Here is a 15,725-nt window from a genome sequence, read left to right on the forward strand (position 1 = left end):
AACGTGTGTTTTGCTACTGATTGCCGTGACATTGCCTGCAATCACCGGGTGTACGCGTATGGACGGTGACATAGGCCATCTTTTCGGACGGTGGAACGTCACATCGCTCACTGCCGACGGAGAGGAGGTGCCACTCTACAGCGACGGCACCGCTGCCGACGATGTGTTGCTCTACACATGGTCGTTTCAGGGAGACCTCGCGTGGATACTCACCCTGTATCCTTATAACGACTATAAGACAGCCAAGGGCATGTGGTCGCGCACCGACACGCAACTGACTCTCGATTTCTCCCACTCCGACAACGACGGAGACGAGTTTTATACTCCGCCACAGCCTCTGCATCTTGAGGAAGTGACGACTCTTAATATTGAATCACTCTCATCGTCGGCCATGACCCTATGGTATGTGTCGGACGATGACATAAGATATGAATATCATCTCACAAAAGCATATTGATATGATGAAAGATAAAGTGCTTGTGACCGGGGCCGACGGCTTCATAGGGTCTCATCTCGTGGAGGCTCTTCTCGCCGCAGGCTATAAAGTAAGGGCATTGAGCCAATATAATTCCTTTAACAACTGGGGCTGGCTCGAAGGCATGGACAATCCCGATCTCGAGGTTGTCACCGGCGATGTGCGTGACCCCAATCTGTGTCGCGAGATTGTCAGAGATTGTGTGACAGTCTATCATCTTGCAGCTCTGATAGCTATCCCTTACAGTTACGTGGCTCCCGACAGCTATGTCGACACCAATATAAAAGGCACGCTCAACATCTGCCAGGCATGTCGCGATGCCGGAGTCGGCCGTCTTGTGGTGACCTCCACGAGCGAGGTCTACGGCACAGCCCGTTATGTGCCCATCGACGAGAAGCATCCCAAGCAGCCGCAGTCGCCTTACAGTGCCACCAAGATTGGTGCCGACGCCATAGCGTTGAGTTTTCACAACGCCTTTGACCTGCCTGTTGTTATAGCGCGTCCGTTCAATACCTATGGTCCGCGTCAGAGCGCGAGAGCTATCATCCCCTCGATTATCGCGCAGATAGCTTCGGGCAAGCGTGAGATTATGGTGGGCGACCTTACGCCTACACGTGACTTTAATTTTGTCACCGATACGGCAGCAGGTTTCATCGCTCTCGGTAATGCCGACGGTGTGGTGGGACGTGAGATAAACATAGCCACCGGCACCGAAGTGACCATGCGCGAGACACTCGAGACAATAGCCGATATAATGGGTGAGGATGTGACATATGTCACCGATCCGGCCCGTCTGCGTCCGGCCGGAAGCGAAGTGTTCCGTCTGTGTGGCGACAACAGTCTCATCACCTCGCTCACCGACTGGCGTCCGCGTCAAGATCTGCGCTCGGGTCTGTCTCTTACAGTGGACTGGTTCACTTGTCCTGAAAACCTTGCACGTTACAAGGCCGGGATCTATAACTTATAGTTTAGAGAGTTTATAAAGTTTAAAGAGTTTAGACTTTTAACCGAGAATGAAAGAGTCCCTGTCACAGTCATTGGAGCAGCGTCTGCAGTTGAGGCTATCGCCCATGCAGATGCGTCTCGTGCGTATGCTTGAGATGACCGAGCCTGAGATAGAGGAAGAGGTGCGCCGCGAGGTGGATGACAATCCTGCACTTGAGGTTGTCGATACACCTGTCGCTGGTGAAGAGCCGACCGAGACATATGGCGAATCGGCCGAGCAGATGCAACTTGCTGACTATCGCGACGAGGACGACATACCTCCCTACAGACTCGAAGCCAACAACCGCAGTGCCGATGATGTGCGTTTTGAGCCGGTAGCGGTGGCTGCGGGCGAGTCGCTTATGGAGTCGCTCATGTCGCAGCTTGCCGAGACCGACCTCTCGCAGCGTCAGTTGGCGATAGCACGCTATATCGTCGGCAATATTGATGATAACGGCTACATGACTCGTACACTCCCGCAGATAGATGACGACCTGGCCATAGATGCAGGCATAGAGGTGGACATGGCTGAAATCAAGGATATATTCGCTCGTATCCGTACGCTTGATCCGGCTGGAGTGGGTGCGTATGACCTGCGTGACTGTCTGTCGCTTCAGTTGCGGCGCATGCCCGACTCCGAGGCTGTCAGGACGGCTAGAGAGATTGTCGACAATTATTTTGACGTCTTCTCGCTGCGTCATTTCGATCGTCTCGGCTCGCTGCTCGGGATTTCGCGCGAGTCGCTCCGTGAGGCCGATGAAGTGATACGCTCGCTCGACCCCAAGCCCGCGAGCCGTTTCGGAGAGAGTGATGCCGATGACCGTGCGCGTCACATTGTGCCCGATTTTTATGTCGAGGTCGACCGTAACGACCGCATCACTGTGTCGATGCCCGGGAGTCTGCCCGAACTTGCCATCGAGCGTAGTTTTGATGTGGATGACGAGGTAAGCGTTGCGGACACCGGCGAGACAAGCATGCGCAAGCGTGAGGCACTGTCGTTTATCTCAAGCAAGCGTCGCGATGCGTCGGATTTCATCGAACTGCTGCGTCTGCGTCGCGTCACGCTCATGAAGGTGATGGAGGCCATAGCCCGCTGGCAGCGCGAGTTTTTCTTGAGCGAAGACGAGAGCCGCCTGCGCCCTATGGTGCTCAAGGATATAGCCGGAGCCATCGGCATGGACATTTCGGTGGTGTCGAGAGCTACGGCCGGCAAATATGTAGCCACGCAGGGCGGGGTGTATCCGCTGAAATTTTTCTTCAACGAGCGTGTGAGCGAGGATGAAGATGCCTCGTCGCGCGAAATCCTTTCGGCTCTGCGTGTGTTAATACAAGAGGAGGCTCCGTCATCGCCACTGAGTGACGATGCCCTCACAGCCAGACTCACGGAGATGGGCTATAACATAGCCCGCCGCACGGTAGCCAAATATCGCGAACGGCTCGGCATCCCTGTGGCCCGTTTGCGCAAGAAACTGTAAGTATAAACATAATAATCGTAAAAGCACTGAATGAAACGCATATCACAACTGCTGTCTTTACTTTTCTCGCCCCTGCTTGTGCCTGCTTACGGCATGATGCTGGCATCGTTTCTGTCGGTGCTGGCCATATTGCCCCACCGAGTGCTGTGGACCACGGTGGCCATAACATTTGTCATCACCTGTGTGCTCCCGCTTACGGTGATACTCGCTCTCTATAAGTCGGGTATGGTCAAAGATCCCGGGCTCAACGAGCGAGGCGATCGTTTCATACCCTACGGTGTAGCCATGCTGTGTTATCTCGGATGTGCGTTTTTTCTGTATCGTGCGGCCGCCCCTGCATGGTTGTCGCTGTTTTATGTGGGAGGCGCGGCAGCCATAGCGGTCAATACGCTGGTCAATCTCAAGTGGAAGATTTCGGCCCATGCGGCCGCAGTGAGCGGACTTGTAGCCATGCTGTTTAGACTTGCGGCTACCCATCAGGCCATTTATGATATGAACGTATGGATTTCGTGTGGCGTCGTATTGGCCGGCATGGTCATGACCTCACGTGTATATCTCGGCCGCCACACTCTGCTCCAGGTGCTCGCCGGAGCGGCCAACGGATTTCTGTGCGTGTGGCTCATATCAGGAATATAATCACAATTACAATCATTATACATTTCCATCAAAACAATAATGAAACCGATAGTAAGTATTATCATGGGAAGCACAAGTGACCTTCCCATACTGAAAAAGGCTGCTGACTTTCTCAACGAGATGCAGGTGCCCTTTGAGATGAATGCCCTTTCGGCTCACCGCACCCCGCGTGAGGTCGAGGAGTTTGCCACAGGTGCGCAGGCCCGCGGCATAAAGGTGATAATTGCCGCAGCCGGCATGGCCGCAGCTCTTCCGGGAGTGATTGCCGCCATGACTCCGCTGCCTGTGATCGGTATACCCATCAACTCGACTCTCAGCGGTATGGACGCCCTCTATTCAATTGTGCAGATGCCTCCGGGCATATCGGTGGCTACCGTTGGCATTAATGCCGGCATGAACGCTGCGGTTACAGCTGTGCAGATACTCGCGCTTGCTGACCCCGATCTCGCTGCCCGATATGATGCTTATCGCGCTACCCTGTCGAAGAAAATCGTCAAGGCCAACGAGGCACTGAAGGATGTTATCTATGAGTATAAAGTTTAGAGTTTAGACGTGAACAATACATTTCACCGGCAGCGTCATCGGGCGTGGCCTGTAAGGGTGGGACAGGTGACTATCGGAGGCGATGCGCCAGTAGTGGTGCAGTCGATGACCACCACTTCCACCAACGACACGCCTGGCTCAGCCGCTCAGATAAAACGTATAGCCGATGCCGGAGGCAGTATAGTGCGCCTCACCACCCAGGGTGTGCGCGAGGCTGAGAATCTTACGCCTATCAAGGAGGCTTTGTCGGAGCTCGGGGTGTCGGTGCCGCTTGTGGCTGATGTGCATTTCAATCCTCGGGCAGCCTTTGCGGCGGCCACGCGAGTAGAGAAGGTGCGCATCAATCCGGGCAATTTTGTCGACCCGGGCCGCACGTTCAAGAAGATAGAGTTTACCGACGAGGAGTATGCCGCCGAACTCGGCAAGATACGCGACGCTCTCGTGCCGCTTATCGATCTTTGCAAGCAGCATCACACAGCCTTGCGAATCGGTGTCAATCACGGGTCGTTGTCTGACCGCATCATGAGCCGTTATGGTGACACTCCGGTCGGCATGGTGGAGAGTGCGATGGAATTTCTGCGCGTGTGTCTGAGCGAGGATTTCCGCGATGTTGTTATTTCCATAAAGGCCTCCAATGTGCTTGTCATGACCGAGACGGTGCGCCGTCTGGTCAAAGCCATGGATGCCGAGGATATGCACTTCCCACTACATCTCGGTGTCACCGAAGCCGGTGACGGTGAGGACGGTCGCATCAAGTCGGCTGTCGGTATAGGTTCGCTCCTGATGGACGGCATAGGCGACACCATACGCGTGTCGCTCAGCGAGGAGCCCGAGTGTGAGATACCTGTGGCATGCGCCATCATCAGTCATGTCGATGATGCCGTCGGCGAGGCTGAGGGATTGAAGGCATGTGGCTATCCCGACGGAGTGGATGAATGCGCTCCGTGTCGTCGTGATTCGGCATGGCGCGGACTTCTTCCGCAGATCGCTGGTCTTGACGAACTGCCGGATGCCGACGGTCATGTCCTTGTGTTTAACCTTGATGATGACGATTTGGATAAGGCCCTTGACGAGATTGCGGCCGACAGGAATGCCATGGTTGTTGTTGTGGCTTTGCAGCCCGACCGCGCGCTTCGCACCAAATCGTTTGTCAACGCTATGGCATGTCGCGGTCTGACCAATCCAGTGGTTGTGTCGTTCACCTACGATACCGACGACTTTGAGGCTCTTACCATCGCTGCGGCAGTCGACTTCGGCTATCTGCTGCTGTCAGGTATCGCCGACGGCATAGCCATTGATTCTACGGCAGACAATATAGACCGTGAGATGCTCAACCGCCTCGCGCTAAATATACTCCAGGCCACACGCCACCGTATCTCCAAGACCGAGTTTATCTCCTGTCCCGGATGTGGCCGTACGCTCTACGACCTCCAGTCGACATTGCGTGAGATAAAGGCCGCCACATCTCATCTCAAGGGTCTGAAGATAGGAGTCATGGGGTGTATAGTCAACGGCCCCGGAGAGATGGCTGACGCCGACTATGGTTATGTCGGAGCCGCGCCCGGTCATATAAGTCTCTACAAGGGTAAGGAGTGTGTGGTGAAAAACATTCCGGCCTCCGAAGCCCTGCCCCGCCTCATCGCACTCATAAAGGAGAACGGTGACTGGCAGGACGAGCAGCCGTGACACATTGCGTAGGCGAGTTGAACCTCTTATAACCTCATAACCTTCAATTTTGAAAAAATTGAACAAATACATGCAGCGCGCCCTCGAGCTGGCGCGTCACGGCGAGCTTGACGCCTCGCCCAATCCCATGGTCGGGGCCGTCATCGTAGCTCCCGACGGCAGCATCATAGGCGAAGGGTGGCACCGACGTCACGGCGAGGGACATGCCGAGGTCAATGCCATCGCTTCGGTGGCCGATCAGACCATGCTCCGTGACGCCACCATGTATGTCACCCTTGAGCCGTGCTCACATTACGGCAAGACTCCGCCCTGTGCCTCGCTCATCATAGAGAAGGGTATCCCGCGCGTGGTCGTGGGGTGTCTCGACCCGTATGAAAAGGTGGCCGGGCGCGGTGTCAATATGCTCCGTGAGGCCGGGGTCGAGGTGGAGACCGGGTGTATGGAGGCGGAGTGTGTGGCTCTGAACAGAAAGTTTATGACCGCCCATCGTCTGCGCCGCCCGTATGTCACGCTCAAGTGGGCCGAGAGTGCCGACGGATATATCGACGGCCACATATCCACTCCCGTGACCTCAATGCTTGTGCATAAACTGAGGGCCACTCACGACGCGATACTCGTCGGGAGCGGCACTGTGCTTGCCGACAGTCCGCGGCTCGATACACGATTATTTGCCGGCCGTTCGCCCCTGCGAGTCATTCTCGACCGCAGGGGGCGTACCGGTGGGCGTGCGGATGACCATACTGTCGTGTATGACTCCTACAGTTCACTGACCGATGTGCTCTCCGACCTCTATTCGCGAGGAGTGACGAGTGTGCTTGTCGAGGGGGGCGCGCAAGTGTTGCGTTCGTTCATAGACTCGGGTCTGTGGGATGCCATACGCATCGAACGCGCTCCTATATATATAGGTGGTGAGGTCAAGGCCCCCGCGCTGAGTCCCGACTGCCGTGTGGCAGACACGCTGATTATTGATAACAATACGATAATACATATAGAAAAATGACGATTATACCCGCGCGTCCACAGGACGCTATGCTCATCGGAGCCTCGGTGGTGGATGCCATCGGTGAGGAGATAGCCGCCAATCTTGCCGGCGAGAATCATACTGTCAATGATGTCATAGACATGTTTGCGACGCTTGCCGCACGTGAGGACAGCCAGTACAGTTATCGCAACGCGCTTGTGGCCGTTGACGATGACGGCACTCCGGTGGGAGTATGTGTAGGATATGACGGAGCGAAGCTCCATGAACTGCGCCGTCCGTTTTTCGAGACTGTCACCGAAAAACTCGGTCATCATTTCGAAGGAGTGGAGGATGAGTGTGAGCCGGAAGAGTTTTATCTCGATACGCTTGCCGTGCTTCCTACCTATCGAGGCCGTGGGATAGCCTCGGAGTTGCTTAAAGCCATGATAGAGCGGGCCCGCGAGTGTGGAAAACCAGCCGGGCTGCTTGTCGACAAGGATAATCCCCGTGCACGCCGTCTCTATGAGCGTGTGGGTTTTGTGCAGGTGGGCGAGCGTCCGTTTATACACGTCCTCATGGACCATATGCAATATCCCGATTGATTCATTGCCGACAAACATGCATCCGTCTACCCGACTTCCCGAAATCACTACCTCGCGCGGGCTGCTGGCACTCTCGCCGGTGGCCGTATTTCTGTGTCTGTATCTCGTAGTGTCGATAGCCATAGGCGACTTCTACAAAATGCCCCTGTCAGTGGCCCTTCTTGTGGCCTCGGTGTGGAGTATTGTCATCTATCGTCGCGGCGGCACACTGGTGGAGCGCATCGAGACCTTCTCGCGCTCGGCCGGCCATGCCAACATACTTTATATGATATGGATATTTATTCTTGCCGGAGCCTTTGCCGCTCTGGCTAAGGAGATAGGAGCCATTGACGCCACTGTCAATTTCACACTCCGTTTCTTTCCGTCTCAGTTCATAGTCCCCGCACTCTTTGTGGCCTCGTGCTTTATCTCGCTTTCCATCGGCACATCGGTCGGCACCGTCGTGGCCCTTACGCCGCTTGCCGTGGAGATGGCCAATGCAAGCGGGGCATGTCTGTCGTTCTATGTGGCCGTAGTGCTCGGCGGTGCGTTTTTCGGTGACAACCTGTCGTTTATCTCCGACACAACGATTGCCGCCACACGTTCGCAGGGGTGCCAGATGGCCGACAAGTTCAAGGCCAACCTGTGGATATGTGTCCCCGCCGCCATCATCACACTGCTTGTGTATGTGGTGATGAGCCTCGGTACGCCCGAGGTATCGGTCGGCGATGACGCCAACCCTGTGATGATACTGCCATATATAGTGGTGCTTGTGGCTGCCGTGATGGGAGTAAATGTCACAGTAGTGCTGTCGCTGGGCATAATCACAGCCCTGGCACTCGGACTGTTTTATGGACACGATATCATCAGCCTGTTCGGCTACATGGGCACAGGCATAGACTCGATGGGCGATCTGATTATCGTCACGCTGCTTGCAGCCGGTATGCTCGGAGTGATAAAGGCCGCCGGAGGCATACAGTATCTGCTGCGGGTGCTCACCTCGCGCGTGTCTGGACTGCGGGGCGCACAGGCGTGTATAGCCATTCTTGTTGCTATAGTCAATCTGTGCACGGCCAACAATACCGTTGCCATCATCACGGTCGGCGGCATATCGCGTGAGATAGGCGAGCGTTACGGAGTGGACCCACGCAAAAACGCATCGCTGCTTGACTCGTGTGCATGTATCGTGCAGTGTCTCATCCCTTACGGAGCGCAGACCCTCCTGGCCTCCTCACTTGCCGGAATAGCACCTGCCGCTCCGTTTGTCTATCTCTACTACCCTTGGGCGTTGGCTCTGATGGTGGTGTTGTCGATAGTATTTCTTATCCCTTACCGTCTGCACAGAAGGGGGTGATGCGTCGATACAATTTTATGCCGTAAACTGCGTTTAGATAGTATGTCAGAACACGTGCATAAAATGAGGTCAAAACGCCTTGTCACATATATAATCATACTGCTGTCGGCTGTCGGTACGATAGCCGCCCAGGTGAGGATACACGGAAAGATAACCGATGCGCAGGGCGAGCCCATCGAGTTTGCCACCGTGCGTATCGGCGGCACGGCCATCGGTGTCACCTCGGGTCTGGAGGGAGAGTATACATTATCGTGTGCCAAGGCCGACACAATCACCGTCTACTATTCATGTATAGGCTATCGCGAGGAGAAGCGCAGACTCATTGACCCCGAGGCCGATGTCACTCTCAATGTGATGTTGCAGCTCGACACGGAGTTGCTTCAGCAGGTAGAGGTGACCGAACTTAAGAAACAGACCGGTTCGGTGGCTACCATCGACGCCTCACAGCTCAAGCGTTCGCCCGACGTGTCGGGCGGCAGTGTCGAGTCGCTGCTCACGACACTTGCCGGAGTGACCGGTTCAAACGAACTGTCGTCACAATATTCCGTTAGAGGCGGCTCCTATGATGAAAATTCCGTGTATATAAACGGTGTCGAGATTTACCGTCCGCAACTGGTGTCGTCGGGCCAACAGGAGGGACTGAGTATTATCAATCCTGACCTTGTAGGAGCTATCGGATTTTCTACCGGCGGCTATCCGGCCGAGTATGGCGACAAGATGTCGTCGGTGCTCGACATCACCTACCGTATGCCCGAGGCCTTTGAGGGTTCGCTGTCGGCAAGTCTCATGGGTGGCTCGCTTGCCATAGGGCAGGGGAGCAAACGATTCAGTCAACTGCATGGCATCAGATACAAGTCAAACTCATCGCTTTTAGGGTCGACCGACACCAAGGGAGAGTATGACCCACGTTATTTCGATTATCAGACTTCGATGACATATCGGTTTTCCGATCGGCTTTCGGCATCACTGCTTGGTAATGTAGCTATAAACAGTTATCTCTTTACGCCGGTCAACCGCACCACTACATTCGGCACATCATCCGATGCCAAACAGTTTACCGTCTATTTCGACGGACATGAAAAAGACCGCTTCGAGACCTACTTCGGAGCCCTTTCGCTCGACTATCGCCTGAACCGCGGGACAGCCCTTCAGCTTCTCGCCTCGGGTTATCTCACCAATGAGCTCGTGGCCTATGACATATCGGGCGAATATTGGCTCGACCAGGCCGGAACCTCCGACGTCGGCGGGGAGCTGGGTGTCGGACGCTATCGCGAGCATGCCCGCAACCGCCTCAAAGCCTCAGTCATGGCTCTTGCTCTCAAAGGAAGCACAGCCCTTAACAGCCGCCATACGTTCACCTACGGGCTGAGTGTGCAGAGCGAAAAGATTATGGACCGCAGCCGCGAGTGGGAGCTGCGCGACTCGGCAGGATATTCGCTCCCGTCGATGCCCGACGAGGTTAGGGTCATATATAATCTCGATTCACGCCATGACCTCACGTCGACACGTGTGGCGGCCTTTGTGCAGGACGCGTGGAAATTTTCCACCCCGGCCGGATTTGTTACGGTCAATGCCGGAGTGCGTCTGAGCCACTGGAGTTTCAACAAGGAGACGCTTGTCAGTCCGCGAGCATCGGTCGGCTTTATCCCTGAGCGCGCTCCCGGATGGGCGTTGAGGTTTGCGACGGGACTTTATTACCAGACACCGTTCTACAAAGAATACCGTATGCCTGTGACTGATGCCGACGGCAACCAGACCATAGTGCTCAACGAGGAAATCAAGTCGCAGCGCAGTATCCATTTCATAGCCGGGACAGACTATACATTCCGTGCTCTCAACCGTCCGTTCAAGCTCTCGGGTGAGGTCTATTACAAAGCCATGTCAGACCTCGTGCCCTATGAAATCGACAACCTCAAACTCGTCTACTCGGGCCGTAACGAATCGTCGGGCTATGCGACCGGTGTAGACTTCAAGCTCTTCGGACAGTTTGTGCCAGGCAGTGACTCGTGGGTGAGTTTCTCGCTTATGAAGACATCCGAGACGCTGCACGGGGTCAAGGTGCCGCGTCCGACCGACAGAGGATACTCATTCGGTCTATACTTTACCGATTATTTCCCAAAAATACCGCGGCTCAAGTTCTCGCTGCGCGGCATATTCATGCAGGGACTCCCCTCGACCGCCCCACGCAGTTCGCGAGATGTCGATTATTTCCGCATGCCGCCCTACAAGCGTGTTGACGCCGGGGTGCAGTATGCTCTGCTCCCGGCTCTCAAGGAGGGCGAGACGCGCAGCGGCATAGGCCGATGGCTCAAAAGCGTATGGGTCGGAGCCGATGTGTTTAACCTTCTCGACATCTCCAACGTGGCCTCCTATTATTGGGTCACCGATGTCAACGACATACAGTATGCCGTGCCCAATTATCTGACACGCCGACAGTTTAACATCCGACTTAATATTGAGTTTTAAACATTATAAAAGAAATACGGTGTAAGATCATGCGTTTTGTGACTTTTGGAGGCTTTTGGATCGAAAAAAGTGAAAAAGTTGCAAGAAAGTTTGGTAGAGTGGGGGATAATTGCTAATTTTGCGCCCGGAAAAGTGCCTTTGAGCGCACTTTCTTAAAAATCAAATAACTAATCATTCACCAAAATGAATCATTACGAAACCGTTTTCATTTTAACTCCCGTTTTGTCTGACCAGCAGATGAAGGAAGCGGTAGAAAAGTTCGAGAAGGTGCTCACCGACAACGGAGCAACTATCGTAAATGAAGAAATCTGGGGTCTTCGCAAACTTGCTTATCCCATCCAGAAGAAATCTACCGGCTTCTACTCTTTCGTGGAGTTTGATGGCGATTCCACTCTCGTGAAGAAACTCGAGACCGCCTTCCGCCGCGACGAGCGCGTGCTCCGATTCCTCGTATTCCGCAACGATAAGTATGCCGCAGAATATGCAGAGAAGCGTCGCAACCGCACCAAATCAACCACACCTGTCAACGAAGAAGTAAAGGAGAACTAAATCATGGCACAAGCATCAGAAATCCGCTACCTCACTCCCCTTTCGGTAGACGTAAAGAAGAAGAAATATTGCCGTTTCAAGAGAAGCGGTATCAAGTATATCGACTACAAGGATCCTGAATTTCTCAAGAAGTTCCTCAACGAGCAGGGCAAGCTCCTTCCCCGTCGTATCACCGGAACTTCTCTCAAGTTCCAGCGTCGTGTGGCTCAGGCCGTTAAGCGTGCCCGTCACCTCGCCCTCCTCCCCTACGTTACCGACTTGATGAAATAACTTTAAAAGCTAATCAGGAATTATGAAGATCATTCTTAAAGAAGACGTCAACGGCCTTGGCTACAAGGACGATGTAGTCGAAGTAAAGAGCGGATATGGCCGCAACTACCTTATCCCCACCGGCAAAGCCGTGATCGCATCTGAGTCGGCTCTTAAAGTTCTTGCCGAGAACCAGCGTCAGCGCGCCCACAAGCTCGAGCGCATCAAGGCAGAGGCAGAGGCCGCAGCAGCCGCCCTCGAAGGTGTTAAGCTCACCATCGGTGCCAAGACATCGTCGACCGGCACTATCTTCGGCTCGGTTAACGCTATCCAGATTGCCGAGGCTCTCGAGAAGCTCGGTCACAACATTGACCGCAAGGTCATCAGCCTTGAGGCTGTGAAGGAAGTAGGCAACTACACCGCTACCATCCGTCTGCACCGCGACGTGACTGTAGAGGTTCCCTTCGAAGTTGTAGCAGAATAATTATCCCGAGGAATATTAATCCAAAAGGACTCCAATACCGAGGTGTGTCAAACCAGAGTTTGACGCACCTCGTTGTCTGTAATGCAGACGAGTGATATGTTTTGGTCTGATAGGTATACGAATTTTATGTCGAGGAGGTCAGGTGTATTAAGTCTGGTAATGTTGTGGGCTGTCGCGGCGTGGGCTGCCGAGGAGCCCGCTGACAGCGTCATGAGCGAGAAGTTGCAGGAGGTTGTTGTCACCAATAATTCAGCCCGTCATCGCATCGGCAGTATGCGGCTGGGAGCTGAGCAACTTGAATTGTCAAAGTTGACCCGGCTACCTTCTTTCGGAGGCGAGGCTGATGTGATAAAGTCGATAACACTGTTGCCCGGCGTGAGGAGCGAAGGAGAAGGTGGTGGCGGATTTGAGGTCAGAGGAGGTAACGCTTATCAGAATCTCGTGATGCTTGACGGCATTTCGTTATATAATCCTTCGCATGTGATGGGAATATTCTCCACATTCAACGATGCGGCTCTTAGCGGGGCTACGCTCTATAAGGGAGCGATGCCGGCCATGTATGGCGAAGCCACATCTTCGGTGCTCGACATGTCTCTTGCTGCCGGAGATATGGAGGAGTTTCATGGCTCGGCCTCGATAGGCATACTTGCCGCAAAGATAAAGGCCGAGGGACCGATTGTGAGAGACAAGCTGTCGTTTGCCGTCACAGCCCGTCGCTCGTATGTGGATGCATTTCTCGAAATGGTGCCGGAGTATCGTGGGACGGTGATGAATTTCTATGACGTCACGGCCAAGGTGCGTTACCGTCCTTCGCCGGTCCATCTGGTGGACGCATCGTTTTTTATAAGCCGTGACAATATGGCTGTGTCGGAGCTTATGGGCATGTATTGGGGCAACCTTGGCGGCTCGGTCAACTGGACGGCCATGGCCGGTGATAATCTATCGTTCAAAACCTCTGTCGCACTGACCCGTTTCAATCCCGAAATGGGAGTGGACATAATGGATATGAACGAGACGATGTGGACTTATATCCATAACTATTCTATTAACGAGAGGATGAGATGGCAACCCGATGACAATCATGCTGTAGAACTGGGGCTGCGGTCGGAACTGCTCAAAGTGAAGTCAGCCGAATGGATAATCAATGCGGCGAGGGAAAGGGAAATACGCTCGCTGTGGGAAAATTCGGTGTGGGCCGATTATTCCGGCTCGTTTGGCGGAAAGATAGATGTGACGGCCGGTTTACGTCTGAATGTCGCCTCGGTCTTGTCGGCAGGACGTTTTCATGAGTTTATGAGCACCGGCACTGTTACCGGTCAGTTTGACGGCAAGACATATATCGAGGCCGAGCCGCGCGTCAATATCAAATACAATATCACCCCGCAACATAATGTGAAGGCCGGAGCCGGAATCTCGACTCAGAATCTGCACGCCATACGTTCGAGCAGCACATCATTTCCGTTTGACCGCTACGCGCTGACCTCGGCATGCGTAAGGCCAGAAAGGTCGCGGCAGTATGGCATAGGCTACAGTGGCATGACCATGGACGGAGCTTTTGACTGGTCGGCCGAGGGTTATTACCGAAGTATATCCAATGTCTATGACTTTAAGGACGGCAGCAGCGCGTTCTCTGACATAGCGTTGGAGAGCATTATACTCGGAGGACGTGGGCGCAGCTATGGCGCGGAGTTTATGTTGCGCAAGAATGCGGGACGTCTGACCGGTTGGGTGGCCTACACGCTCTCCCGCACGCAAACCAGGATTGCCGGTATCAATGACGGGCAGTGGTATAACGCCACCAATGACCGCCGGCATGATTTTTCGATAACGGCAATTTATCGGCTGACTGACCGTTGGAGTCTGTCAGGGGCATGGATTTATCTGTCGGGACAGCCGCTTACAGCCCCTGATGTGAAATATGAGATAGGCGGGATGACCTGTTATTACTATTCACGCAGAAACGCATATATGACTCCGCCGACCCATCGTCTTGACTTGTCGGCCACGTATACGCATATAGGCAGGAAGTTTACATATGAATGGGCTTTCGGTATCTATAATGCATATTGCAGGTATAATCCGTTTGTAGTGTATTTTGAGGATGACCCATCCAAACCTTCGGGCACACGTGCGGTGCAACAGTCTATGTATGGTATCGTTCCTTCAGTGTCGTATACATTAAAATTCTGATAGATATGAGACTACATAATATTTTACTGTCGATAGGCTTGATGGCGGTCCTCGTTTCGTGTGAGAAGGAGCTCGACATCAGTTATCACAACATCGACCCGCTCCCTGTCATAGAGGCTGAACTCACTCCCGACGGCGCGAGAGTGGGCATAACCATGACCACGCCTATGGGGGAGCCTATGGACCGTACACGTCTTACGGATGCGGTCGTGACTCTGACAGATCTGACTGACGGAGCGACATATGACCTCCATGCAGATGCCGACGGTTATTTTGTCAATACGACGTCGGGAATAGCCGGGCACGATTACCGGTTGACGGTTGAGCGGAAGGATTGCCGTTATGAAGCTATGGCGACAATGTATCCGGCGACTCAAATCGAGAGTATCGAGTTTAACTGGATCAAGATGCCCTATGATTATGTGGCGGTGTTTCAGGGGCGTTTTTATGACAATGCGGCGTATGACGGAGACTGTTACTGGATAAAACTTTACCGTAACGGCGAAATATATATGTGGGGAGAGACGGACGACCGCGGTGTCGTCGACGGAATATGCACTGTCGCAACGATGACTACGCGCAGGGATACTGACGAAGAGGATGAAGAGGATGTATTGTATGACGGAGATGTGATTACTTTTACCGTCATGCAAATTTCAGGAGAAATGCATGATTATCTTGAGGCTTTGCAGAACAACAGCAACGGTCCGGCGATGTTTAGCGGAGACAGGTGTCTCGGTTACTTTATGGCCTCGTCGCCTGTCTCGGATTACATGGAGTTTCATCCTGACGAAATACCTGAATACGGTCGGTCAAAAAAATAATTTACAACAGGTGCTGCGAATAAAGTCACAGCACCTGCTTTTTTCTATTATACGGTCAGACTGTCTTGGTTTGTGTCGTGAAACAGGGATGAATATATGGAAAATGTCTAAAATTTGCCTATTTTTAAAGAAAAATGCAATTTTTCTTGCGTATTTAATTGCAAAGCTCTACATTTGTGGCGAGATAAACAAATTTTAAGAGTTTGTCGGATTGTTGCGGCAATCCATCAATAGGTTTCACACATTAAATTCATGACAGGTCATGAAA

At 53.4% G+C, this 15,725-nt stretch carries 15 protein-coding genes; all 15 read left to right on the forward strand.

Annotated elements, in window-relative coordinates; all coding sequences use genetic code 11:
- Window positions 1-10: 10 nt before the first annotated feature.
- The 15 genes from QGT73_RS03030 to QGT73_RS03100 all read left to right on the forward strand — a co-directional run bounded on the left by QGT73_RS03030 (window position 11) and on the right by QGT73_RS03100 (window position 15,457).
- On the forward strand, window positions 11-457 hold the full coding sequence (locus QGT73_RS03030) for a lipocalin-like domain-containing protein (protein ID WP_280121370.1): 447 nt from the start codon (window positions 11-13) through the stop codon (window positions 455-457).
- A 1-nt stretch (window position 458) separates the two neighbouring features.
- On the forward strand, window positions 459-1,442 hold the full coding sequence (locus QGT73_RS03035; protein ID WP_280121371.1) for an NAD-dependent 4,6-dehydratase LegB: 984 nt from the start codon (window positions 459-461) through the stop codon (window positions 1,440-1,442).
- 46 nt (window positions 1,443-1,488) lie between these two features.
- Window positions 1,489-2,934 carry an RNA polymerase factor sigma-54 gene (gene rpoN, locus QGT73_RS03040; RefSeq protein ID WP_280121372.1) on the forward strand — a complete coding sequence of 482 codons (1,446 nt, stop codon included), beginning with the start codon at window positions 1,489-1,491 and terminating at the stop codon, window positions 2,932-2,934.
- 30 nt (window positions 2,935-2,964) lie between these two features.
- Complete coding sequence (locus QGT73_RS03045; RefSeq protein WP_280121373.1) at window positions 2,965-3,570, forward strand: phosphatase PAP2 family protein; 606 nt, start codon at window positions 2,965-2,967, stop codon at window positions 3,568-3,570.
- A gap of 39 nt (window positions 3,571-3,609) precedes the next feature.
- Window positions 3,610-4,113, forward strand: coding sequence for a 5-(carboxyamino)imidazole ribonucleotide mutase (gene purE / locus QGT73_RS03050; protein ID WP_280121374.1), 504 nt, complete (start codon window positions 3,610-3,612; stop codon window positions 4,111-4,113).
- A 9-nt stretch (window positions 4,114-4,122) separates the two neighbouring features.
- Complete coding sequence (ispG, locus tag QGT73_RS03055) at window positions 4,123-5,799, forward strand: (E)-4-hydroxy-3-methylbut-2-enyl-diphosphate synthase (protein ID WP_280121375.1); 1,677 nt, start codon at window positions 4,123-4,125, stop codon at window positions 5,797-5,799.
- Between the two features lie 49 nt (window positions 5,800-5,848).
- Window positions 5,849-6,799 carry a bifunctional diaminohydroxyphosphoribosylaminopyrimidine deaminase/5-amino-6-(5-phosphoribosylamino)uracil reductase RibD gene (ribD, locus tag QGT73_RS03060; protein ID WP_280121376.1) on the forward strand — a complete coding sequence of 317 codons (951 nt, stop codon included), beginning with the start codon at window positions 5,849-5,851 and terminating at the stop codon, window positions 6,797-6,799.
- Window positions 6,796-7,362, forward strand: a complete 567-nt coding sequence (locus QGT73_RS03065; RefSeq protein ID WP_280121377.1) for a GNAT family N-acetyltransferase — start codon at window positions 6,796-6,798, stop codon at window positions 7,360-7,362. Before ribD ends, QGT73_RS03065 begins: the two co-directional genes overlap by 4 nt.
- 16 nt (window positions 7,363-7,378) lie before the next feature.
- Window positions 7,379-8,695, forward strand: coding sequence for a Na+/H+ antiporter NhaC family protein (locus QGT73_RS03070; RefSeq protein ID WP_280121378.1), 1,317 nt, complete (start codon window positions 7,379-7,381; stop codon window positions 8,693-8,695).
- A 63-nt stretch (window positions 8,696-8,758) separates the two neighbouring features.
- The gene (locus QGT73_RS03075; protein WP_280121379.1) at window positions 8,759-11,161 is read left to right on the forward strand and encodes a TonB-dependent receptor; all 2,403 of its coding nucleotides are present in this window, start codon (window positions 8,759-8,761) and stop codon (window positions 11,159-11,161) included.
- A 183-nt stretch (window positions 11,162-11,344) separates the two neighbouring features.
- Complete coding sequence (gene rpsF, locus QGT73_RS03080) at window positions 11,345-11,710, forward strand: 30S ribosomal protein S6 (protein WP_123616236.1); 366 nt, start codon at window positions 11,345-11,347, stop codon at window positions 11,708-11,710.
- Window positions 11,711-11,980, forward strand: a complete 270-nt coding sequence (gene rpsR, locus QGT73_RS03085; protein ID WP_170957576.1) for a 30S ribosomal protein S18 — start codon at window positions 11,711-11,713, stop codon at window positions 11,978-11,980.
- Window positions 11,981-12,002: 22 nt separating this feature from the next.
- Window positions 12,003-12,443 carry a 50S ribosomal protein L9 gene (rplI, locus tag QGT73_RS03090; protein ID WP_123616234.1) on the forward strand — a complete coding sequence of 147 codons (441 nt, stop codon included), beginning with the start codon at window positions 12,003-12,005 and terminating at the stop codon, window positions 12,441-12,443.
- Window positions 12,444-12,569: 126 nt separating this feature from the next.
- Window positions 12,570-14,633: a TonB-dependent receptor plug domain-containing protein gene (locus QGT73_RS03095; protein WP_280121380.1), complete on the forward strand. Its 2,064-nt coding sequence runs from the start codon at window positions 12,570-12,572 to the stop codon at window positions 14,631-14,633.
- A 5-nt stretch (window positions 14,634-14,638) separates the two neighbouring features.
- Complete coding sequence (locus tag QGT73_RS03100; protein WP_280121381.1) at window positions 14,639-15,457, forward strand: DUF4249 family protein; 819 nt, start codon at window positions 14,639-14,641, stop codon at window positions 15,455-15,457.
- Window positions 15,458-15,725 lie beyond the last annotated feature (268 nt).

The organism is Duncaniella muricolitica, from assembly GCF_910574735.1.
GTDB lineage: Bacteria > Bacteroidota > Bacteroidia > Bacteroidales > Muribaculaceae > Duncaniella > Duncaniella muricolitica.